This is a genomic window from Paenibacillus sp. Pae15 (assembly GCF_024519685.1).
Taxonomy (GTDB): domain Bacteria; phylum Bacillota; class Bacilli; order Paenibacillales; family NBRC-103111; genus Paenibacillus_G; species Paenibacillus_G naphthalenovorans.
Genome location: NZ_JALJRM010000009.1, coordinates 15,880 through 37,229 on the forward strand (window position 1 = coordinate 15,880; position 21,350 = coordinate 37,229).

Genomic DNA, 21,350 nt, shown 5'->3' on the forward strand with positions numbered 1-21,350 from the left:
GAGGAAATGTCATCATGACATTCGATGTGGATTTTTTTATCAAAACCTTCTTTGTCTGCCTGAAAGCCGTTCCAGTCGCTTTGGAAATAACAGCCGTTACCCTGATGATCTCTTTGCCTGTTGGCTTCTGCTTTGCCTTCTTACGAATAAAAAGCGGCTTCGCCATTAACGGACTCATTACAGCCTACATCTCGCTTGTTCGCGGAACGCCGATCGTTGTCCAAATATTGGTGCTTTACAGCATGCTGCCCAGCATTTTGGCTTCATTGTTAAAAGGCATCAACAGCCCGATCAATGTGTATGATGTGGATCCAATTTATTATGCGTACGTGATATTTTCATTGAACACTACCGCCATTTTGTCGGAGGTCTTCCGATCGGCGCTGTCAACCGTACCCAAAGGACAGTTGGAAGCGGCCGAATCCGCCGGGCTTACGACCTTTCAGGCGTACCGGAGAATTATTATCCCGCAGGCGATGGTTACGGCAGTCCCCAATATATGTACGGCAACCATTAATCTGATCAAAGCCACTTCCCTGGCATTTCTGATGACGGTAAAGGAAATTACCGCAGTAGCCAAGATCGAGGCGGCCTACGGCTACAACTATATTGAAGCTTATCTGGATATATGGATTATTTATTTTTTGGTTTGCATTATCGTGGAACGGATGTTCAAAATGCTGGAAACGCGCCTCAAAATATATAAATCCGCAGCATAAGGAGACTCACCATGATCGAAATAAAGGATGTATATAAATCTTTTGGATCAAATGAAATATTAAAAGGAGTCAGCTTGAGTGTGGCAAAGGGGGATGTCGTCGTCATTGTGGGACCGAGCGGTTCGGGCAAAACCACCCTGCTGAGATGCATCAATTTCTTGGAACGGGCGGACAAGGGACAGCTGATATTCGATGGCATAACCTATCCGCTGAATAAAGCGACAAAGAAAGAAGTGCTGGGGATTCGCAGAAAAACCGCTTTTGTTTTTCAAAATTACAATCTGTTCAACAACAAGACGGCTTTGGAAAATGTAACGGAAGGCTTGATCATCGGCAGAAAAATTCCGAAACAAGAGGCGTTGGAAATAGGCAAAAAAGCGCTGGATAAGGTCGGCCTGTCAGAGAAATATAACGCTTATCCAGCTCAATTGTCGGGCGGACAACAGCAGCGTGTCGGCATAGCACGGGCCATTGCCGTTAATCCCGAGGTCATTTTATTTGATGAGCCCACCTCTGCCCTGGACCCGGAATTGGTCGGTGAAGTATTGCAGGTCATGAAAAAGCTGGCCCAGGAAGGAACCACTATGGTGGTTGTCACACATGAAATGGCTTTTGCGGAAGACGTGGCGACCAAGGTCATCTTTATGGACAACGGCGTTGTGGTTGAAGAAGGAACCGCCAAGGATATTTTCGGCAACCCGAAAGAACAAAGAACGAAACAGTTTTTAAGCAGAGTTTTAAAAAATATGGATTATTCGATCTGATTCGACTTTAGGCCGTTCGCCAATCCCGAAGGGAACGGATGTTCAAGGAAATGCAGCGGGTTAAGCCGTCGCCTTGCACCCGGGTGACTGTGGGGGGTAAGGCGATAAAACGGCCTTAACGGATTTGTTCAATTCCGATAATGAATCTGTTGGCCCTAAAAATCTTCACTTTATAGCGGCGTCCTTCTTGCAGATCGACATACCCTTCCGCCATCTCATAAGTGTGTCCGTCGCTGGTTCGCACTTGATCGCCGCCCCTCCTGGGATCCCATCTTTCCGTGATGACGACCTCCTTTGTTACGGGGCCCTTCACAATATCCGTTACGAAGCACCCGAACATGAAGATCAAGTACAACAATCCCAAATATAAAATAGCAACAAACAGGTAGCCAAACTTATATCTCACACGATTTTTCAGCCGGGTTTTGAAAAAATAGGACAGGAAATACGTGTAAAAGATCACGCCCGCAGTGCTGCTGAAAATACCGATTAACAAAATCCGTCGTTCCAACGACGTGTAGTTCATGAAGACGAACAAGACGCAAACGAGACATAACAGCACTACGCCGATACGAAAGACGTTTCTCTTTTTTATATGCCACTTTCGTGTGTCTACGGCAGGAGTCAACAAGGGATGCTTTCACTCGCTTTCCTCTCAGCTTACTTTGTCTCAATCAGCACAGTTTGGGTCAGTTGATCCCACTCCACCTTCGCCCCGAGCGCTTCGCTGATAAACCGGATCGGCACCATCGTTGAAGAACCGACAAGCTTGGCCGGCGCGTCCAACGTTTTCGGGCTTCCGTTGATCAAGGCATCTTTACTGCCGAGCTTAAGGTCGATCGTCGTACCGCCCTTCTTGGCCTGAACCGCCCTCTGTTCCTCGTTCCACAATACCGTGGCGCCCAGCGCCTCGAATATCGCTCTCATGGGGACAAGTACATTCCCGGAATCATTCACCGGCGGCTGTTCAAAGGTTTGCAGTTCGCCGTCAATCATCACCTTGATTTCTGCGAAACTTACCGTTAGCGGCTTAACGGCGATTGGCGCTTCATCGAATATCCGCTGCCGGTAATTCATAACGTCGGTAATCAGCTTTTGCCGGTCTTCCAATATTTCCTGTACGGCTCTGTTTCTTTCCTCCAAAATTTGTTTGTATGTGTTCTCCCGTGTTTGCCGAATGCTCTCGAGCTCCTTCTCGCGCACATCGTCGTCCGCTTTGTTAGCGGCATATCGTTTCATCGCTCCGCCGGTCCGGGAGTCGGGCTTGAGCTCATCCTTGTAATCGTCTATCAAACTTTTAGGGTATGCACCGCTCTTGACGTCATTCGAGTATCGGTCGCGTATCCGTTTATAGGATTCGTAATAGCGTCCGAAGCTGCCTAAAGTGTTGCCCGGGTCAATCGAGCGTTGGTATTGGTTATGGATCAGTCCGTTTGCAGGGCCGGGAGGGTATTTCTTCTTCAATTCTTGATAGTCGTTATTCAGCAGCTCAGCCAACGATTCCATATCGGCTGTGACTTGTGCCACCAAAGCGTCCTTATCGGCATTGGCCACCTTGTAAACCACATCGTAATATTTTTCCGCTTCGGCTTTGTCGGCTTCGTAACGCTGCTCATAGTCCGACGCTTGCGCCGCGGCTCCGCTAGTACCGAGGCTCCCCGCAACCAGCGCCGCAGTTAAACCCAAAATAGCTAATAAACGTTGTCGTTTCATTGATATCCCTTCCTTCTCCATATATTTTAGGCAAACATTTCCACATTCACGTTGAGATTATACGTCTTTTTTTCCAATTTGTTTCATGACAAGGCTTCTTTAAGGAAAAATAAGAGGTTGGAATCACCGGCTTGGTTCTATCCGCTTCTTAAGACTCGGTACATAAGGCCTATACGCAAAAAAGCATAATTGTTAACACTGTTCAGTCGTGGATCTCAAACGCTTATGCTGTATTTGGGATCGATTGAAAAGGAGTCTGGTGCTGAAAATGACACAAAGCATATGGAGTGACTTTAAGATGTAGCCGAGTTGTAAAACATTTCTTCTCCCCCCAAGCTAACAGCATAGCAATCCCTTTTCATCAAGCAGTTTCCTCAGAGCATCATTTACGATTCAAGACTTTGCACTCCGAGAAATCTGCTCATGCTTTATTAACATTAAAGTTATCCTTATTTGTTTGCAGGTTGATCCACAGATTCTTCCTGATTACCTGAAGCAAAAGGTTTTAGAAACTCAGATGCCGCGCTTCTATATTTAATTTTTCGGTAAGCGATAGCGTTACCCGAAAACGGTATCGACGCGACCCTCAAGCTCACCTGCAAAAACTTGAGAACTTATGGGACGAGAGTATTGTTTGTTAAACATGCCGTCGCAGAAAAAAACACCGCGCAGCCATGGCCGAATCATACGGTCCTTCTGCACGGTGTTCGGTTTATTTCTGCTCCGCCGGCGCTTCCTTATCTTTGTCCGCCAGCTCCTGAATCGCCGAGGCGGGAACGGCGAATGCCCATTCTCCGCCCTGCTTGGCGATCCACACGTTGTCGTTCTCCACTTTGCCCACATATACTGTTGAGGTTTCTTTTCCGTCCTCACCCGCCGTCTGAATCTCGATCCGCAGCTCCGGCTGGTCAAGACCCTTCACCTCGGACGCGGGCTTGGCCAGCTGCTCGGTGGAGAGGAAGGCCGTTTTATCGAGGTATCCGCTGGCATCCACGCCTTTGACTTCTTTATCTCCGAGCTTCCAGTTCGCCTCATACGACTTTTTGTCCGGCTCCGATTTGGTTAGCGTCCACTTATGGCCCTTCCAATCGACACTTAAAGCACGGACCTGCTCATAGTTCAGCTGAATCGGTCTTTTTTCCATAAAATCGATTTGCTGCTTTGCCAAAGACGTTAGGGTCGATTCGCTGATCTGGAATACTTCTGGCGAGCCGCCGAACTTGGCATAGTAATAGCCCTGCACCGCTACCGGGCTGCCGACGGACAGGGTGTGTGTCGTTCCGTTCGTCAGCTTTATGCTGAATTCCTGGGCCGGAGGATTCAGACCGAATTGGGTCAGGTCGGACGGATTCTCGTCGACGATCTTATCCTTCTTCACGGCGTTGAATGAATCGATCCATCCTGCCGGCTGAACCGCATTCAGCGGAATCGCAGAAGGGCGGATCATCGTCCACCCTCCGTCTTTTTGCTGCAGCTCAATAACCGTATCGCCTTTTTTGATCGTGTACCCTGCCACTTCTTCTTTCTTCACGTTCACCAGAGCCGGGGCTTCCGGCGGTTTTTCCTTAAAGAAGTCTTTGCTAGACGCAAACCAGAAGCCCCCGATGCACAAGATAACCAGGATCATCGTAGGGATCAGCCGCTTCATCCTTTTCTCCTCCTCCACCAGATCGTCCCGCCAAAGATCAGGAAGAGCAGCGGGAAGACCAGCACCGTTCCATAGAAAATCATGTTCGCCTGGCCAGCAGTCACCAGCGCGGTTTGAATAGCATCGCCCTGCCGCGGGCGTATCGTTACCTGATTCGTCTGCTCCTGCAGCCAAGCCACGCTGTTGAGAGCGAAGTCACGATTGCCCTGCTGCGAAATGACCCGGTCCACGAACAACGTCGAACCGCCTAGAACGACCGCTTTCGGCTTCTGGTCCTTGTTTTCCACGACGTAGCCCAAATTCAGCGGCCCCTGGATATCGGTCTGATCCTTGCTGCTTTGGCTGCTCTGCGCAAGCCGCTTCAGATCGGTTTCGCCATAGGCCGCACTGGTCGTTTTAAGGATGGGAGTCACCGTATAATTCTCATTTGGCTGATCCGCATTCAGCGATACGGCCAGCGTCATCATGGTCAGCAGGTTGTACTGCTGAAGCTTCTCGGTAATTTTATGCGGCCCGTATTCCGGAATAATCGTCAACGGATCATAGAGCACGCTTTGCTTCGGCTCGATCGCCACGGCATGCTGGTCTTTAATGCCGTAAGCCGACATAAGGCCGTCGATATTTTTCCATCCGGTTGTCATATCCTGATTAAACCCTAGCGCCAGGTACAGCTTGCCCTTACCGTCCAAATACGATTTGATCAGTTGGGCTTCCTGATCGCTGATATCTTGCTCGGGCCCGATAATGAACAGCATTTCAGCATCCTCCGGGATTTTGCCCTCGCGCAGCAGGTTCAGGTCCGCCACTTCGTAGTTCTCTCCTTCGAGTCCGCTGCGCCATGTATTCATTTGATTCAGGGGAATCTCGTTATGTCCGGAAAGAAAATACACTTTGCGTTTTTCCTTGCTGTTCAGGTTCACGAGCGCCTGGGTCAGCTTTTCCTCGCCGCTGAACTGATACTCCCCTTGCTGCTGGCCAGGAAGGAACATATCGTAGTAGTTGATCGTGTTTTTCTGCGTACCGCTCTCCACCACCAGCGTTCCTGAAGGATTTACGTCATATTGCTTGGCGATGGCCGGTTGTTTCACGATATCGTACTCGTCGAAAGTGATTTTCCCGCTGCGTTTCTTATATTCCTGCACCAGCTCGACCACCTGGCGTTTAATATACGGATCGGTCTGGTCGCTCGTCAGCGAGACGATACGCACGTCCTGTTCCAGCGCAGCGAGCGTTTGCGTCGTTTGTTCCGACAGCGAAAATTTCTTATTTAATGTAAGATCAAGCTGCAGCCCTTTCATCGAGTTCAAAAATATCGTCAGCACGATGAAAATGCCGATCACGGCGAGCGACAGCACGACCGCATTCGTTCCGCGTATCCACTTGTTCACTTTGGCTTTCTCCCTTCTGCTTGGCGCGTAGTCCGCGCTTCAAGCGATTATCGATTATCTCCAGCGTTTGCGTTCCAGCACTTGAATACTGAGCAGCACGAACACCGCAATCAGCGTAATATAGAAAAGCACGTCGGCAAAATCGAGCACGCCCTTCTGCAGGTCGAGCGTACGGCCTACAATGGAGAACATACCGAGAAAATCTTTGATTTTCCCGCCCACTGTATCCCCGAGCCATTCGATCGTCCAAAAAACGAGCAGAATCGCAAACGCGGCGATACCCGACACCATTTGGTGCGCCGTTAGTGAAGAAGCGAACAAACCGATCGCCATCATCGCCGCGCCCAGCAAAAACATGGAAAGATAGGACAGCCACAGCACCGGCAGTTCGAACGTCCCGTAAGCGCTCAAAATCAGCGGATAAATCAAGCTGCCGATGACAAGCAGCAGCTGAACGATAGCGGCCGCGGTATATTTGCCGAGTACGATTTCCGTAATACTGGCGGGAGATGTCAGCAGCAGCTCGTCCGTCCCTTGCCGCAGCTCCTCGGAAATGAGCCGCATCGTCAGCAAAGGAACGATAAACAGAAACACGAACGTGATATTTCCCACCACCGGCCGAATATCGACTACATATGGCGGATACAGGAAATTCGCGCTGAAAAAATAGCCCGTTATGAGGAAAAAGAACGCGAAAGCCGCATACGCCGTCGGCGAGTAAAAATACATCTGCAGCTCTTTTTTAGCAATCGCCCAGGTTCTACGCATCCGGGGTCACCTCCTCCGAAGCGGTTTCGCCGCCAGCCGCTCCTTCCAGCGCTTCGCTTGTTGTCAGCTTCAAGAAAATGTCCTCCAAGCTGAGGCTCTCCTTTTTCATAGATAGAATCGGATACCTGCGCTCGGCCATTCTGTAGAACAGCGCCTCGCGGATGTCCTCTTCAGCCGCTGCGGTTACGAGCACCTTCACCGTCGCATCCGGACTGTCCGCCACGGAAGACTCCGCGGCCGAATCCGCAGCATTCGATTCCGGTTTCGGCGCTTCGCCGTCCAGCTCCCTTACGCCGGCTACGCCGGGCACGCCGCGCAGTTCCTCAAGCACGGCCTCGCGCGGGCCCTTCACTTCAAGCGATACCTCGAAGGCTTCGCCCATCGTATGCGCCAGCCGTTCGGGCTGTCCATCCAGGACGATGCGGCCTTGATTGATGATTAATACACGATTGCACAGCGTATTGATTTCGGGCAATATATGCGTGCTGAGCAGCACGGTATGATTCTCGCCCAGCTCCCGGATGAGCTGGCGGATTTCGATGATTTGTTTGGGATCCAGCCCTGAAGTCGGTTCGTCCAGCACCAACAGGTCCGGTTGATGTAGGATGGCCTGCGCCAGACCGACACGCTGCTTGTACCCTTTGGACAAGCTCCGGATGACCTGCCGTTCGCGTCCCTGCAAACCGAGCCGCTCTACTACCTCGCCGATGCGGCTTTTCTGCTCCTTTGCCGGAATGCCACGCAAATCGGCGATAAACTGCAAATAAGCCCCGACCGTAAGCTCCGGATACAGCGGCGGCGTCTCAGGCAAATATCCGATCTTCTGCCGCGCTTTCTTCGGATGATCCGCCATCGACAAGCCGTCAATCGTAATCGTGCCCTGCGTCGGATTCAAATAGCCTGTGATCATCCGCATGGTTGTCGTTTTACCGGCGCCGTTGGGCCCGAGGAACCCGACGATCTCTCCGCGGCTCATAGAGAAATCGATGCTTTGGACCCCTCTTTGATTTTCGTATACTTTGCTGACCTGTTTCACCTCGAGCATACCACAACCTCCCGTTATACCCACTTTTTCCACATTACAGCCATTCCCATCTTTTATACGGCTTAACCACAAACAATATACAAGCCCATGTATAATAAAACCTTAATCGAACCTGAAATCTGGATTAAAATTTTGCGTCCATGACCAGACAAAAAAACTTCAGACCCAAAAGTCTGAAGGCTTTCCTCTACAGCACCGCTCTCGTTTGCCCATTTACAATGGTTTCCCCCGAATCGTACAGCTTGGCCCCTTTGAGCCGTCCTTGAAGCCCGGTTTTGGCTTTAATGGAGGGTTCCCCTTGCTCTCCGGCTGCTTCTTGGAGTTCGGAAACAAATCCTTGATCCCCTCGCCGTCAATCGGGCCCGAATAATTCACGCCGATATTCAGCTTCCCTTCCAGCTCTTTAATCCCCAGGGCACCGAAATTGTTACTGTGATCCCATTTTTCCACGATAAGCTTCTCGATCGCAATATGCTCGATAACGACCGTCGGCTTCGCTTCTGCCGGCTTCGGATCTTCCGGCTTGGCTTGAGCCTGCTCCTGCAGCTTGCGTTCCAATTCGGCGATTCTCCTTTCCAAATGGGCATAAGGTTTGTCCTTGGGTAAAAACCCGCGATTTGATCGGGAGAATGGCCACATGAAATCACCCCGTTTCACATAGAATGGACTATAGCATGGACTAAGGTACGGTCCTATTCGCCGGTACATGTCGTTAACGGAGGATGTCCCCCGTGTTTTATCTATCAGAAACCAATTTCAGATTCGTCAAAGTGAATAAGATAGGACTAGTCAAATATGTCCGTTCAAAAGCGTTTCCGGTAAAATTTTTGGCGATTTCCAGCCATTCGAGAGATGGGACATTCCACAGTAATTATATAGTATTTTCATTTTAAAAATTAATTCCATCGAAAATGCCTCGGCGGTGAATGTAGGACAAAATTTTTTAGCGGAATGGACGAATTCGGACAAACGTTTGCAGGGCTATGGACAAAATTACGGCGATGAGGCGAGCTTCGCGGGCAACCGGCATTTCGTCGACGGCAGGGATCAGGTGGATTCACCTGCTTTGCAGCGCTCCGCACTCCTTGCGCCCGGGGAGGAATACCGATGATTTTCAAACCGATGATGGTGAATTTATTAGGTTTTAAAGCCAACGTGCTGGATCGGGGGAGCAATCTCAGCTTCGGGCCCGTTCAACAAGTCGATCTGTTCTTATCCACCAAACAGAATATGGGCTTTGGCGAGGAAAACGGCGATTGGTCGCCGGCCTATGTACCGTTTAACTTAGTCTTCGATCAGGATGTGGTTGATAGCCCTTCGATTAAAAACAGCTTGGTATAAAAGGAAAAACCGCGGCACCGGCTTTATGCAAAGCCGAGGCGGCGGTTTCTATAAACAGTAAGGCTATTTCACCAGCTGCCCGCGCGTGACGCCGAGCTGGTTGGTCGATTTCAATGTTTTCCACACCTGTGTGCCGCTGATCTGGCCGCGCAGAGCGCGCTCGTACAATCCGAGCACCTCCTGCACCTTTTCGGGCGATTCCTCCAAAAACTCCACACGGTATGAAGGCACCCCCAGCTCCATGAAGTTCGCAAGGTATTCCGCACCGGATTGGTCGATCGCATTGTACACGGTGTTCCGGCAGCCTTCGTCGACGCGGACCGGATGCGAGAAGCCGACGCGGTCCTTCAGGGAAGCGCGGTGCTCCTCGCACGGCCGGCCGCAGTTCGTGTAGTCCGTACCCGGACTCAAGAACGTGCAGTAGACGCAGTGCTCCGTATGGAACATCGGCAAATGCTGATGGATGACGATCTCCAGGCGCGAAGTATCCGTACGGCGCAGCAGATCGACCATCTGCTGAATGTTCAGGTCGTAGGACGGGGTCACGCGGCTGAGCCCGGCATCCAGAAACAGCGCGGCCGTCTTATGGTTGGCGACATTCAGCGAGAAGTCGCCGATCAGTTCCGGACGGGCTTCCGATGGATGCTCGGCGAAATAGCGCATAAACCAGTAGACCGCTCCTGTATTGCGAACCAATACCGCATCGGGTTTCAGGTTCAGGATGTTCTTGAAATAGCCCGTTTCACCAGGCATATGAATGCGCGGCGTCGCAAGCGCGATGCGCTTGCCCGCGGCGCGGGCGGCCTCCACGGCGGCAGGAAACTGCTTGATAAACTCGAAATCGGCATAGATTAGCTCGACGTTCATCGCGCAGGCCGCCTGCACCTGGTCGAGGCTGCGGCAGAGCGCCGTCAGCCGCGCCCGGGCCTGTCCGCCGACAGGCGTGGCGGGAGCAGCCGGCTGCACAGGCGTATCGCCGTATACATCCACGCTGCGCTTGATGTAAGCCCGAGGGCGCTCACGCCACTCCTGCAGCAGCTCCACTGCCCGGCGGCGCATCTGGTTCAGCTCGCGCATCGGTACGATCAAATCCCCGCCAAGATGAACCTCAAGCCCGTCGAGCTTGTAAATCGTTCCGCCCAGCCGTCCGAACTGCTCGCGGAACAGTTCGACCGTCATCGGCCTCTTCTCGGCGGGAGCCAGCGGCAGCTCCGACTCTACGACTACAGTATGATTGGCCGTCACGTCCGTCCATACGCTCTTCAGCGGCTGACCTGCGGCTCCGATCACCTTCACGTTAACCGGGAACACACGGTAAGGCTTGTCCGTCTCGAACGACTGGCGCATTCTTTTGTCCAGATGCGGGTCGTTGGTCTTCCAAATCCGGTCGCCGACATGCACGCGGCTCAGATCGACGTCGCTGCGGCCCGGCACGATTTCAACAAGACCGCCCTGCGCTTCGCCCTCCAGCTTTACGCCCTTTCGGCGCAGGTCGTATACGCGGCCGCCCTCTTCCTTCTTGGTCGGATCCCCCGCGTCAAAGCAAATGCCGTCGCCCCGCTTCAGCGGCGCCTCCAGCTCGCACAGCACACCGTCCCTCAGCACCTGCTTCACGCGTCCCAGGTAAACACCGCGGCTTTTGGGGTATGTGCCCTCCACCAGCTGCTTGTTGTTCGTTCCTTTCAGGAAGCCGTGCGTAAACCCGCGCGAGAAGCTTTGCTCAAGCTCCCTAAGCTCTTCTTTGGTCGGCTTCGGGTTCTCTCCGTCGAAGTAACGGTCAATCGCCTTGCGGTATTTCGAAACCACATTGGCCACGTACTCCGGGCTTTTCAACCGCCCTTCGATTTTAAAAGAGGTTACGCCCGCTTCAATCAGCTCCGGCACCAGCTCGATCGCCGCCAAATCCTTCGGGGATAACAGATAGGCCACATCCCCCATCGGCTTATGCTCCCCGTCCACCATCAGATCGTACGGAAGCCGGCAGGCTTGGGCGCATTCGCCGCGGTTGGCCGAACGGCCGCCCCACATCTCCGAGGTCAGGCATTGTCCTGAATAAGACACGCAGAGCGCCCCGTGCACAAATACTTCCATCGGAAGCTTGGCCTGCTCGCCGATCTGCCTGATCTGCTTCAGGTTGTTTTCACGCCCCAGCACTACCCGTTCGATATCAAACGGCTTCGTGAATTCCACCGCCTCCGGCGAGGTAATCGTCATCTGCGTCGAGCCGTGAATCGGGAAGTCCGGCGACAGCTCGCGAATCATCCGCACAAGACCCAAGTCCTGTACGATCACCGCATCTACGCCGGCATCGATACAGGCTTCGATCAGCGACTTGGCATCCTCCAGTTCCTCTTCAAATACCAGGATATTGAACGTCAAAAAGCCCTTAACCCCGTAACGGTGCAAAAAGGACATAATGTCCGGCAGCTCGTCCGTATGAAAATTATTCGCCCGGGCCCGGGCATTGAATTTTTCTACGCCGAAAAAGACGGCGTCGGCCCCGTTCGCCACCGCCGCTCGCATACAGTCCCAATCCCCCGCGGGAGCAAGCAGCTCTATATCTGATTTGCGTATTTCGCTCATGGAAATAGTAACCTCCGAATAAAAAATACCTTAACTGTTCTAGTGTAACAGAAACCGACCCAAGGATAAACGGTACCTCCATCCAGTCCAGGCCAAAGCCCCTTTGCGTTCAATCCACCTTGAAAGGCTTTTCGGGCGACGCTTCATCTTATAAGGGCGGGCGACCCCGGTTCCGGCCCGGTTGCCGTTATGATCGCGGGAGCCCCGCAGACTCGGCCGGAAGCCGGACCGGACCGGAGGTCAAAAGTTAACAAAGCCCGCCATCCATGCTATAATGTCAGGGTAATGCAACCCAAAGGTAATAGAGGGATGACTTTGAATCGAATCCACCGGCGCAGCGCCGTTGTCGCCTTGCTCGGATTACTGGCGGTGATATTGGCGCTCGTTCTGTTCATGCCCGACAAGGAGCTCAAGGTACGCATGCTGTACGCCACGCAAGGCGACGCTTACGATACCGCCGCTTACGGGCATTTGCGGCAAACGCTAGTCGTTGGCCTGGAGCTGGACCGCTTGTCTTTGGACAAGCTGAGCGCACGACAGCTCCGATCGTACGATACGATAATGTTAGACCCGGCCCTGCACGGAACGTTAACCGATCCGCAGCGCAAGCTGCTGGTCGATTATGTCGAGGCGGGCGGACATTTGTTCCTTGAAAATCCATTTGCCGACGATTTTGAGCCCGCTTTCCTGGGGGCCAAGGAAATTGTGGATGTGAAGGTGCCTGAGCGCAGTGCGCTTCCTGTCAGCGCCGGCGCATCACTTTGGTCATACCCGGACACGGACACTAACCTGCAGGGCGTTCAGCAGCTGCTGCGGTCGTTTGCGGATACCTTCTTCCGGCATGATACGGAAGGCAGTTTGAGCCGGTTCTCATGGGGCAAAGGCATTATTCCTTCCACCGCGGAAACGCTGGTCTCGATGAACGGGGCTTCCTTATACACGGTGAACCGGTACGGACGGGGCACCGTCTTTTTTTGCGGTACTTTGCTGCCGAACCGCTATTATATCACGGGCTATGATCTGACCGGCGGCATGGATCCCAAGCTGGGCTTTGAGCAGCTCGCCGCGGAGACGAACGCGGCTAAGAAAGAACGTCCCGGCGCGTTGTATTTTGACCGGAGCCAGCTGCCGCTCGAGCCGTATTTTCACTTCACGTTCGCGGCCGGAAGCCATCTGCTGCGCAGCGAATATGCCGCCTTCATCTCTAAAGTGAAGCTCGGCTACAGCGTAAAGAAGACGCTGGGCCCTTACGGAAGACCGGCCATGGCGTATCAAAATCATTTTGAGGCGATGGAAGCGATTCGTGACGGCGAGGGCATCCAGTGGGCTGAACTGCTGCGCAAGTACAACCAGATTCCTTCCTTCTCGCTCGTCCGCTCCGCGTTCACTTGGGGGCGGTGGCAGGAATCCGTGGTCGTCCACCTGAACACGGGCACGAATGAGAAGCCTGCGTTCGCCGGGGAGACGCCGAATTCGTTTTACTCCAGCGGCAACCGGCTTATGGGCGAGGAAGGCCCGATCCGATTGGCCGCTTATCCGGAGTACCGTTCGCTGGGGGACCCGATTACGCTGCCTTACCGCGCGGTTCCGGCGCTGGCCGATGTGGACGGCGACGGTAACGTCGATCTCGTTGTCGGCTCGGCCGACGGCAGCGTATACGTGTACCCGGGAACGGGGGCTGCAGGCGACGCCTATGCCCTCCAGCAGCTGCCGGAGGGCATGAAAGCGCCCGCGGCCTTCGGGAAGCGGGCGCCCGTGCGGCTCGAGAACGGAGAGCCGCTGAAGGTCGGGTCGTACGCCAGCGTCGCGGCGGCCGACCTGAATGCCGACGGCCGGCCGGATCTGCTGATCGGCCGGCCGGACGGCACGCTCGCCGCCGCCTACGGCAGAGCCGGCGGCGTGTTCACGGCGCCTGCCGCGCTGCTGGCAGGCGGGCAGCCTGTGCGTGCCGCCGCGCCGCTGGCGGCGGCTGTGGGCGACGTCACCGGAGACGCCGTCCCCGACCTTGTGGTCGGGGACGGCGACGGCCGGGTGACGCTGTACCGCGGCGAGCGGGGCGCCGGCGGCGCGCTCGCCTTTGCTGCGGGCGCGGTGCAGTTCAAGCTGCCCGCGCCGTTTGCGGCGCCGTCCATCCGCGACATGGACGGGGACGGCAGGGCCGACCTCGTCGTCGGCGGCCTGGAAGGCGACCTGCGCGTATACTTGCAGCGGGGATCGGAGCCGGGCGCTATCACTTGGCTCGATCACGGCGTTATGGAGGCCGCCTCGACGAACCAGCTCGGCAGCCGCGCCCTGGTCGGAGGACACAGCTCCGTTCCACTCTGGTATGACTTGAACGCCGACGGACGGGACGATCTCATTGTCGGACAATTGGAATTCGGCATGCCGTCGACGATTGACGACCCGAAATTTCCTTACGCCGACCAGCTAAACGAATTTATTCAATACAGCAAGAAGCATCATTTGGAATTGTATCCTCACATTTTCGTGCACAACTTTACAAGCGACGCTCAGGAGAAGCAGGAGATCGCCCTGCACCGGCAGGCGTTCGACAAGCTGGGCATTCCTTGGGGGCTGACGGGCACAAATCAGCATACCTGGCGCATAAATCATCCCGACCGCACACAGACGCTGCGCAACGAACGGGAAGCGGGGATTTGGTTTAACTTTGGCTTCAAGCCCTCCTACGCGAAGAATGACCCGAGGCTGGGCGTCGAGTATAACTGGGGATTGCCGTTTTTGATGACGAACGCGGCGGGCGAACCGGAGCTGAAGCAGCCGATGATGCTGTATACCCCGGCGCCGGTGCTGCGCACCGACCCGCAGTACTCGACGAAGGATTTGTTCGAAGCCTATGCGGCCATGGATTTGCCGATCGATTATTTCGAGCATATCGAGTACCATTTTCCGGTGCGTGTTCCGGAGCTCTTGGAATTTGTCCGCTACCTGGACGGGCTGCGCAATGATTACAGCTATAACTTTATGACTGAAACGCAGATGGCCCGGTCCTTCCTTAACGCCATGACGACCCGCGTTAAGCTTGAGCGGCCATGGCGCGAGGTCATCGCGGACCGGCTGAAGAAGATGCTCGGCATGCAGATCAAGCCCGGCTTCCGTGTGAAGCCGGACACCGGCGAAGTGCCGGAGCATGCGGCCGAATATACCGGCACGCTCGGCCTTGCGGTCGAGCTTGGGCAGCCTTACGCAGACAAGCAGGCGGTCACCGATGCCGATGTGCACGACACACGGGAAGGCAAGCTCTATTTCGGAGCGCCCCAAACGACCAATGTCCTCTTTGTGACGAAGGAGCGCGCAAGCGCCCTTGAAGCCGAGCTTCACCTGCTTCGTTCGAACGTCCCGTATGAGCTGGAAAAATCCGGCGAACGCCGGATGTTGAAGCTGAACGCGCCGGGCATGCAGCAGATTCGCCTGCGCAGCACTCAGCCGTTGACCATCTCGGGTCCAGAGCTGAAAGTAGACCGGGATGAAACAGGCATGATCTATACCGTCACCCATTTCGGCGACCCGGTTGCCATTGAAATCTCTTACGGGCGGTAGGCGCCCGTTCCACGTTATTCCATATCAATCAAGGAGGCTTTATCCATGCAGGATGTGTTAGAGCAGTTAGAAGCGCACATAAGGAGCCGCTACGAAATTGAAGACGACGACGAGGACTTCACGGTGGACGTCCACCTGTTCGATTATGGTTATATCGACTCCTTCGGAGCTACCGCTTTGATCGCGCATATCGAGCAAACGTATGGGATTCAGGTAACCAACCAGGATTTGATGATGTACCCGCTGAATACCGTTCGCGAAATCGCTGCATTTATCCAGAACAAGAAGGGGAATTAAGAACAATGGAGTGTATAGTATCTCTGGAGCATCTTGCCCCCAGCCAGCATGGACAATTAAAATACGCAGCCGCCTTCATCGACGAAACGATCAGCGACATCCGGATTGAATCGGGCCGGATTCATATCGTTCACGAATCGCCCAAAGGCAATGCAGCCATCGAAGAACGGGTGCATAAGCTCATCGACCGGTTCTCCCAAGGCGACTTCGGCTTTAAGGAGAATATCCTGTTCGAGCACAAAGCCGACACCCCTTACGAGGGAGATATTATCGCCGAGCTTGTCGATCGAAAAATCATCAAGGTGCTGGAGCCGGGGCTGTTCATTTTCCGCGAGCCGTTCTCCAGCCTGATGCGTTTTTTCGATTACAGCTTTATGACCAAAGTGGCCGGCCGCTTCGACGGTGTAAAGGAAGAGCATTACCCAGCCGTCATTCACAGTGAGACGCTGAACAAAACGAACCATTTCACCTCGTTTCCGGAACACATTCATTTTCTCACGCATCTGCGCGAGGATTTGGATATCATCGAATCGTTCTCGCAGTCGATCCGCGACGCAGGCGGCTGGAAGCAGGACCAAAAGCTCGATTTGAACGCCACGATGCCGACGCCGAAGTTTACGATGAATCCGTCCACCTGCTATCACTGCTATGAAGGATTGCAGAACGAAACGCTGGAAGGCGACGGTTTGATCGTGGCGGCCATCTCGAAATGCCACCGCTTCGAATCGCGCAACCACAGCGATTTCGGACGGCTGCTCGACTTCAGCATGCGCGAGATCATCTTTGTAGGAAAGCCTGATTTCGTGAAGGAAAACCGCCTTCGCGCGATCGAATACCTCAAGGAGCTGGCCGTGGAGTGGAACGTGGACAGCGTGCTGGAGATCGCCAATGATCCGTTCTTCACGAACGATTTCCAGGTAAAGGCTTCCTTCCAACGCAATCAGGAGATGAAATACGAGCTTCGCCTGACGATACCGAATCTTAAAAAATCGATTGCCTGCAGCTCGGTGAATTTCCACAGCAATACATTCGGCAACGCCTTTAACATCAAGTTGGGCAAGCGCAACGCCGTAACCGGCTGCGTCGGATTCGGCATCGAGCGCTGGACCTTTGCGTTCCTGGCACAGTACGGACTGGACGAAGCCAAGTGGCCTGCCTCGTTCCGCGAGCAGTATCACGCCTGGCAGCAGAAATCGCTATAATCCAGCGCCGGTCGATTCCATACCGGAACAACGGCTATGGCCTTACCGGCCTGCCTCATTCTTTTACAAAGTGTGGTTTAAGCCATATGATCGCTTTTATCCGTAAAAACAGCTTTGTGCTGCTTCTCTTGGCCGCTTTCGTGCTGTCGGACGCTCTCATCAGCTGGTGGGACCCGATGGCATCGTCGCGGCGTTTTTATAAAAACGATTTTACAAAGACGCTTTATCATCATGACTGGGTAAACCACGGTCCTGTATTCTACGGCAATTCGGCGGTGACGGGGGCTTATATCGAATCCGAATCGAAATCCGGGCTGGTCGAGATGGGGCTCTCCTACGGAAAACTGACGGATCTGAAGGCTATTCTGGAGCGGCAGCTTTACCATGTGGAAGATCAGCTCGTCATCGGTATTGATGTCCATACGATGATCGACAGCCTCGAAACCGATCCTACTTACCAGTGGTTTAAGCCGTGGTACCAGCCTTACGTCTACGCGTACCGCGATTATTTTCGCGATTCCGGCACGGAGTTCGTCCGCCAGCTGTACAAAGGCACGGTCGAGCTGAACCGCTCCGAGCTGTTCGCCTACCAGCCGCGCTGGATTGACAAACAGCTTTACTTCGGTCGACTGTCCGATGAAGAACTCCGTACAAAGTGGAACGACTATGAACGCCGATTCGGCTGGATGTCCCGGCATGATTATAAAGACAACCTGCAGGCGCTGGATTGGATCATCGATTACTGTAAAGAAAATCGGCTGCCGCTTCGGGTCGTTTGGATGCCGTGGAATCCGGATTATCCGCTTCCCGCCTATATGCACGGACTGCAGGAAGAGGTGAATGCCCGTCTGAATGCTGCGGGCGTACCGGTCCTTGATGCGCTGCTGACATACGATCCGAAATATTTTCATGATCTCGTTCATTTGAGCCGCCAGGAGGGGGCTCCCGTGTTTACGAAGGAGGTGGACGCATGGCTCGTTTCGCTCGCAAACTCCTCGAAGTGATCGTGTATCTCGCCATGCTCATCACGGTGCTCATTTATTTTACCGGCAAAGGGCTGTTCATTTACGAAGGGTTCTGATTTTGGAGGCGTCAGGTTATGTGGTATTTGAATATGAACGCGGTCATGGCCTTGACCGGCATGGTACTTGTGCTCGTTCTTACCCGCCGCTGGCCGAGCAATAAGCGCTATCTGCTGCTCGCGTTCAATTTGTGCTTTTTGCTGCTGTTCAGCGAAAAGCTGTTCTTCTTCTATTTGGCCTATACATCGCTGAATTACATGGCCTTCCTGTTTCTGTGCCAAACCCGACACTTCCGCAAGGGCTGGTTTATTACGCTGATCGGTGCCAATGTGGCGGCGGTGTCCACACTGCGGCTGTTCGGCATGGAGGTGTTCACGAACCCGCTTTTTGACGCGGTCATGCTGCTCGGCTTGATTTACAATGTCCTGAAGGTCATCGACGCGCTCTATTTCGCCTATTTCTTCGGAAAAGACGCCCGTACGCCGGTTTTGGACTATTTTAACTATATTTTATTTATTCCTACCTTTACGTCCGGCCCGATTCTAAAATTCCGAGACTTTATGGCCGACACGAAACAGCCATACCAATTGAACGCTGCGCAGACCGAACAGGCCATCAAACGGATCATTCTGGGCATGTTCAAAAAGATCGTGCTCGTCACCTGGATGACGGACGTGTTCAATCAGGTTTCCCAGCAGCCGGATCTGCATACCCACCAGTCGCTCTTTCTGATGGTCTGGTTTTACGTACTGATCTTCTTTGATTTCTCCGGCTATTCGGATATTGCGGTCGGTTTCGGGCGGCTCATGGGCTACAACATCCCGGAAAACTTCAAGAAGCCGTTCTCTTCTCCTACTTTGACGCAGTATTGGCGCAACTGGCACGCCACGCTCGGCGATTGGTTCCGCGACCATATCTTTATCTTCTTCTCCCGGCAGGCACCCACCAAATGGACCGCAGCGGGCTTATCCGTCCTGATCATGGTGCTGATCGGCTTATGGCACGGATTCAGCTGGCTGTATCTGCTTTGGGGCATGTATCACGGTGTGCTGCTTGCACTGGAGAATCTGCTTGGAAAATCTACGGTCAACAAGAAAAAGGTATCCCGCACTTACTTCTACGCCCGCTGCGCTTTGACGCAGTTGTTCGTTACAGCGGCCGTTATCGTATACAGCGGTCACGAAGAAACCGTGCTACACATTTATCGCGGCCTCATGAATTGGCCCTTCTGAATGTGATAAAGCAGCGTCCCGATCCTACGGGCGCTGCTTCTTTGTTTAAGCTCATTCGTTTTCAGCTGGCATCCGATTGCTGCAAAGATCTGTCCTCTTCCGGATTCTGCGCCGAAACGGCCGAGCATTGCAACTGATTCCCCGTCGAAGAGATAAAGACATCGCCTATGTACTGGTACACATGGTTTCCGTCTTTTTTGTACACATTCACGCTACCGTTTTTCACATTAATGTTCAATGAAATCTGATCGGGCAGTTCTACCAGACAGTGAGACTTTTTGAAGCTGTTTGGAAAGCGAAGCCATGTCCCGGCGACCGTTTCAACGATTTGGGTGTCTTTGTTCATCTCTCAGATCAGCCCTTTCATTCCAGTTATCCAAACCACTGTTTTTCATGAAACAATATTTATATTAAACTACGCCGGGTGCAAAAAAACAGGAACGCTGTAAATTTTTTTGTCGAATTGCATTTTATTCCACATATGATGTCCATTGTGAACCTTTTTATGCTAACCGATAAACTTTTACTTCCTAAACTAAAAAAGTTTGCGTTGCCTGGATTCAATGATATAATTTGGATGGAACGTTATGTTGTACACGCGTTCATTTCCAATATTTTTCGGAGGTGTCCCATGAAATTAGGCGTTTTTACGGTATTGTTCCAACAAAAGCCTCTGGAAGAGGCTCTGGATTACATCGCAGCCCAAGGCCTTGAGGCTGTAGAGCTCGGTACGGGAGGCTATCCCGGTAACGCTCACTGCAATCCTGACGTGCTGCTGAAAGACGAAAGCAAGTTAAAGGAATTCAAAAAAGCGGTGGAATCCCGCGGACTCATCATTAGCGCTTTAAGCTGCCATGCGAATCCTTTGCATCCGCAAAAAGCGATTTCCAAGGCCGACCATGAGGCGATCCTCAAGACCGTTGATCTCGCGCAAAAACTGGAGGTTCCCGTTGTCAATACATTTTCCGGGTGCCCTGGAGATTCCGAGGACGCCAAGTATCCGAATTGGCCTGTTGCTCCATGGCCGCCGGATTATCAAGAAATTTTGGACTGGCAGTGGACCAATAAAGTCATTCCGTACTGGACCGAAACCGGTAAGTATGCAGCCGACCGCGGCGTCAAGTTCGGTCTGGAGCTTCACGGCGGATTCTCCGTTCATACCCCGGCAACCCTGCTTCGTCTCCGCGAAGCGGCAGGGGAGGTCATCGGCGCGAACCTTGACCCGAGCCATATGTGGTGGCAAGGCATCGATCCCGTGCAAGCGGTTCAAATTCTCGGACGTGCCGGTGCCATTCACCATTTCCATGCCAAGGACACAACCATTGACCCGATCAACGTCAACCGCTACGGTGTAACCGATATGCAGCCATACACGAATATGCTGGACCGTGCTTGGCAGTTCCGTACCGTTGGTTACGGACACGACATCAAGACTTGGGCGGATATCATCAGCGCGCTGCGTCTCACGGGCTACGATTACGTGGTCAGCATTGAGCACGAAGACGGACTCATGTCGATCGAAGAAGGCTTCACCAAAGCCGTTCAAAATCTGCAGCAAGTGCTGATTAAAGAGCCGCTCGGCGAGATGTGGTGGGTATAACATAGGTTAAAATCACTAAGAGGTGCGGCTTGGCCTGCAGCAGGCGGAGACCGCATCTTATTTTTTGATGTACGGAAAGTTTCGAACAACAAAAAAAACAGTGCCTGAGCACTGCCTTTGATACGTCTCTATTTATGTTTGTGAAACGTATACTTACAATTTACCCAACCAACCCATCACCATGACAACGTCCAAAGTTAAAAAAACCAACAAGCTTACGATCGTAAAACCAATGGCAAAAGGATTCTTCTTAGGTGCAGCCAGCAGACGTACCAAGCCAATGGCGATAATAATCGTAAACAAAATTACAAATGGATCGAATCCGGTAAATTTGCTTGCTGTAGCTGCTGCCTCTTCAGCCAAAAACATGGAGAGACCTCCTTCAATATACAAAAATGCTTAGTTTCTATCTTATCTTGACTCGTCCGGATGTGCAAGCGATTTTATCCGCAGAGCGTTTTGCAAAAGGC

Annotated in this window: 20 protein-coding genes; 10 read left to right on the forward strand and 10 right to left on the reverse strand. The window is 53.1% G+C overall.

The window, feature by feature from the left end:
• Nucleotides 1-14 precede the first annotated feature (14 nt).
• Nucleotides 15-719, forward strand: coding sequence for an amino acid ABC transporter permease (locus tag NR121_RS09605; RefSeq protein WP_054819890.1), 705 nt, complete (start codon nt 15-17; stop codon nt 717-719).
• An 11-nt stretch (nt 720-730) separates the two neighbouring features.
• Nucleotides 731-1,483, forward strand: coding sequence for an amino acid ABC transporter ATP-binding protein (locus NR121_RS09610; protein ID WP_062410096.1), 753 nt, complete (start codon nt 731-733; stop codon nt 1,481-1,483).
• A 115-nt stretch (nt 1,484-1,598) separates the two neighbouring features.
• Here NR121_RS09610 and NR121_RS09615 read toward each other — a convergent pair whose 3' ends face one another.
• From NR121_RS09615 to NR121_RS09645, 7 genes are all read right to left on the reverse strand, one after another.
• Nucleotides 1,599-1,994, reverse strand: coding sequence for a hypothetical protein (locus NR121_RS09615; protein WP_137670911.1), 396 nt, complete (start codon nt 1,992-1,994; stop codon nt 1,599-1,601).
• A 149-nt stretch (nt 1,995-2,143) separates the two neighbouring features.
• Complete coding sequence (locus NR121_RS09620) at nt 2,144-3,196, reverse strand: copper amine oxidase N-terminal domain-containing protein (protein ID WP_256831134.1); 1,053 nt, start codon at nt 3,194-3,196, stop codon at nt 2,144-2,146.
• 712 nt (nt 3,197-3,908) lie between these two features.
• Nucleotides 3,909-4,844: a DUF4340 domain-containing protein gene (locus NR121_RS09625; RefSeq protein ID WP_256831135.1), complete on the reverse strand. Its 936-nt coding sequence runs from the start codon at nt 4,842-4,844 to the stop codon at nt 3,909-3,911.
• Nucleotides 4,841-6,232 carry a GldG family protein gene (locus NR121_RS09630; RefSeq protein WP_054819885.1) on the reverse strand — a complete coding sequence of 464 codons (1,392 nt, stop codon included), beginning with the start codon at nt 6,230-6,232 and terminating at the stop codon, nt 4,841-4,843. The genes NR121_RS09625 and NR121_RS09630 overlap by 4 nt, the downstream gene beginning before the upstream one ends.
• Nucleotides 6,233-6,286: 54 nt before the next feature.
• Entirely contained in the window at nt 6,287-7,000 is a 714-nt protein-coding gene (locus NR121_RS09635; protein WP_054819884.1) for an ABC transporter permease subunit, read from the reverse strand.
• Nucleotides 6,993-8,045 (reverse strand): ABC transporter ATP-binding protein, encoded by a 1,053-nt coding sequence (locus NR121_RS09640; protein ID WP_062410101.1) that lies wholly within the window; start codon nt 8,043-8,045, stop codon nt 6,993-6,995. The genes NR121_RS09635 and NR121_RS09640 overlap by 8 nt, the downstream gene beginning before the upstream one ends.
• Nucleotides 8,046-8,258: 213 nt before the next feature.
• Nucleotides 8,259-8,603: a hypothetical protein gene (locus NR121_RS09645; RefSeq protein ID WP_054819883.1), complete on the reverse strand. Its 345-nt coding sequence runs from the start codon at nt 8,601-8,603 to the stop codon at nt 8,259-8,261.
• Nucleotides 8,604-8,931: 328 nt separating this feature from the next.
• Between NR121_RS09645 and NR121_RS09650 the strand changes: the two genes are divergently transcribed.
• Together NR121_RS09650 and NR121_RS09655 are read left to right on the forward strand one after the other, a co-directional pair.
• On the forward strand, nt 8,932-9,156 hold the full coding sequence (locus NR121_RS09650) for a hypothetical protein (RefSeq protein WP_054819882.1): 225 nt from the start codon (nt 8,932-8,934) through the stop codon (nt 9,154-9,156).
• Nucleotides 9,153-9,386, forward strand: a complete 234-nt coding sequence (locus NR121_RS09655; RefSeq protein ID WP_054819881.1) for a hypothetical protein — start codon at nt 9,153-9,155, stop codon at nt 9,384-9,386. Before NR121_RS09650 ends, NR121_RS09655 begins: the two co-directional genes overlap by 4 nt.
• A gap of 63 nt (nt 9,387-9,449) precedes the next feature.
• Here NR121_RS09655 and NR121_RS09660 read toward each other — a convergent pair whose 3' ends face one another.
• Nucleotides 9,450-11,969, reverse strand: a complete 2,520-nt coding sequence (locus NR121_RS09660; protein ID WP_062410103.1) for a U32 family peptidase — start codon at nt 11,967-11,969, stop codon at nt 9,450-9,452.
• Nucleotides 11,970-12,278: 309 nt separating this feature from the next.
• Here NR121_RS09660 and NR121_RS09665 point away from each other — a divergent pair, with 309 nt between their 5' ends.
• From NR121_RS09665 to NR121_RS09685, 5 genes are all read left to right on the forward strand, one after another.
• Nucleotides 12,279-15,527 carry an FG-GAP repeat domain-containing protein gene (locus NR121_RS09665; protein ID WP_256831136.1) on the forward strand — a complete coding sequence of 1,083 codons (3,249 nt, stop codon included), beginning with the start codon at nt 12,279-12,281 and terminating at the stop codon, nt 15,525-15,527.
• A 45-nt stretch (nt 15,528-15,572) separates the two neighbouring features.
• Nucleotides 15,573-15,824 (forward strand): acyl carrier protein, encoded by a 252-nt coding sequence (locus tag NR121_RS09670; protein WP_054820280.1) that lies wholly within the window; start codon nt 15,573-15,575, stop codon nt 15,822-15,824.
• A 5-nt stretch (nt 15,825-15,829) separates the two neighbouring features.
• Nucleotides 15,830-17,026: a class-II aminoacyl-tRNA synthetase family protein gene (locus NR121_RS09675; RefSeq protein ID WP_256831137.1), complete on the forward strand. Its 1,197-nt coding sequence runs from the start codon at nt 15,830-15,832 to the stop codon at nt 17,024-17,026.
• An 86-nt stretch (nt 17,027-17,112) separates the two neighbouring features.
• A complete protein-coding gene (locus NR121_RS09680) occupies nt 17,113-18,030 on the forward strand; it encodes a hypothetical protein (RefSeq protein WP_256831138.1) in 918 nt (305 codons plus the stop codon).
• Nucleotides 18,031-18,125: 95 nt separating this feature from the next.
• Nucleotides 18,126-19,280 carry an MBOAT family O-acyltransferase gene (locus NR121_RS09685; protein WP_074729034.1) on the forward strand — a complete coding sequence of 385 codons (1,155 nt, stop codon included), beginning with the start codon at nt 18,126-18,128 and terminating at the stop codon, nt 19,278-19,280.
• Between the two features lie 61 nt (nt 19,281-19,341).
• Here the strand turns inward: NR121_RS09685 and NR121_RS09690 are convergent, their stop codons facing one another.
• Nucleotides 19,342-19,626 (reverse strand): hypothetical protein, encoded by a 285-nt coding sequence (locus tag NR121_RS09690; protein WP_054820281.1) that lies wholly within the window; start codon nt 19,624-19,626, stop codon nt 19,342-19,344.
• A 285-nt stretch (nt 19,627-19,911) separates the two neighbouring features.
• On the opposite strand from NR121_RS09690, the gene NR121_RS09695 reads away from it, so the two are divergent.
• Nucleotides 19,912-20,880, forward strand: a complete 969-nt coding sequence (locus NR121_RS09695; RefSeq protein ID WP_054820282.1) for a sugar phosphate isomerase/epimerase family protein — start codon at nt 19,912-19,914, stop codon at nt 20,878-20,880.
• A 153-nt stretch (nt 20,881-21,033) separates the two neighbouring features.
• Here the strand turns inward: NR121_RS09695 and NR121_RS09700 are convergent, their stop codons facing one another.
• Nucleotides 21,034-21,249 carry a hypothetical protein gene (locus NR121_RS09700; RefSeq protein WP_062410109.1) on the reverse strand — a complete coding sequence of 72 codons (216 nt, stop codon included), beginning with the start codon at nt 21,247-21,249 and terminating at the stop codon, nt 21,034-21,036.
• Nucleotides 21,250-21,350 lie beyond the last annotated feature (101 nt).

What these genes read in the sequence shown, in the direction of transcription:
- NR121_RS09690 (WP_054820281.1), bottom strand. Translation starts at nt 19,626, where the DNA reads ATGAACAAAGACACCCAAATCGTTGAAACGGTCGCCGGGACATGGCTT.
- NR121_RS09660 (WP_062410103.1), bottom strand. Translation starts at nt 11,969, where the DNA reads ATGAGCGAAATACGCAAATCAGATATAGAGCTGCTTGCTCCCGCGGGG.
- NR121_RS09695 (WP_054820282.1), top strand. Translation starts at nt 19,912, where the DNA reads ATGAAATTAGGCGTTTTTACGGTATTGTTCCAACAAAAGCCTCTGGAA.
- NR121_RS09685 (WP_074729034.1), top strand. Translation starts at nt 18,126, where the DNA reads ATGTGGTATTTGAATATGAACGCGGTCATGGCCTTGACCGGCATGGTA.
- NR121_RS09655 (WP_054819881.1), top strand. Translation starts at nt 9,153, where the DNA reads ATGATTTTCAAACCGATGATGGTGAATTTATTAGGTTTTAAAGCCAAC.
- NR121_RS09700 (WP_062410109.1), bottom strand. Translation starts at nt 21,249, where the DNA reads ATGTTTTTGGCTGAAGAGGCAGCAGCTACAGCAAGCAAATTTACCGGA.
- NR121_RS09680 (WP_256831138.1), top strand. Translation starts at nt 17,113, where the DNA reads ATGATCGCTTTTATCCGTAAAAACAGCTTTGTGCTGCTTCTCTTGGCC.
- NR121_RS09640 (WP_062410101.1), bottom strand. Translation starts at nt 8,045, where the DNA reads ATGCTCGAGGTGAAACAGGTCAGCAAAGTATACGAAAATCAAAGAGGG.
- NR121_RS09635 (WP_054819884.1), bottom strand. Translation starts at nt 7,000, where the DNA reads ATGCGTAGAACCTGGGCGATTGCTAAAAAAGAGCTGCAGATGTATTTT.
- NR121_RS09665 (WP_256831136.1), top strand. Translation starts at nt 12,279, where the DNA reads ATGACTTTGAATCGAATCCACCGGCGCAGCGCCGTTGTCGCCTTGCTC.
- NR121_RS09610 (WP_062410096.1), top strand. Translation starts at nt 731, where the DNA reads ATGATCGAAATAAAGGATGTATATAAATCTTTTGGATCAAATGAAATA.
- NR121_RS09620 (WP_256831134.1), bottom strand. Translation starts at nt 3,196, where the DNA reads ATGAAACGACAACGTTTATTAGCTATTTTGGGTTTAACTGCGGCGCTG.
- NR121_RS09675 (WP_256831137.1), top strand. Translation starts at nt 15,830, where the DNA reads ATGGAGTGTATAGTATCTCTGGAGCATCTTGCCCCCAGCCAGCATGGA.
- NR121_RS09625 (WP_256831135.1), bottom strand. Translation starts at nt 4,844, where the DNA reads ATGAAGCGGCTGATCCCTACGATGATCCTGGTTATCTTGTGCATCGGG.
- NR121_RS09670 (WP_054820280.1), top strand. Translation starts at nt 15,573, where the DNA reads ATGCAGGATGTGTTAGAGCAGTTAGAAGCGCACATAAGGAGCCGCTAC.
- NR121_RS09605 (WP_054819890.1), top strand. Translation starts at nt 15, where the DNA reads ATGACATTCGATGTGGATTTTTTTATCAAAACCTTCTTTGTCTGCCTG.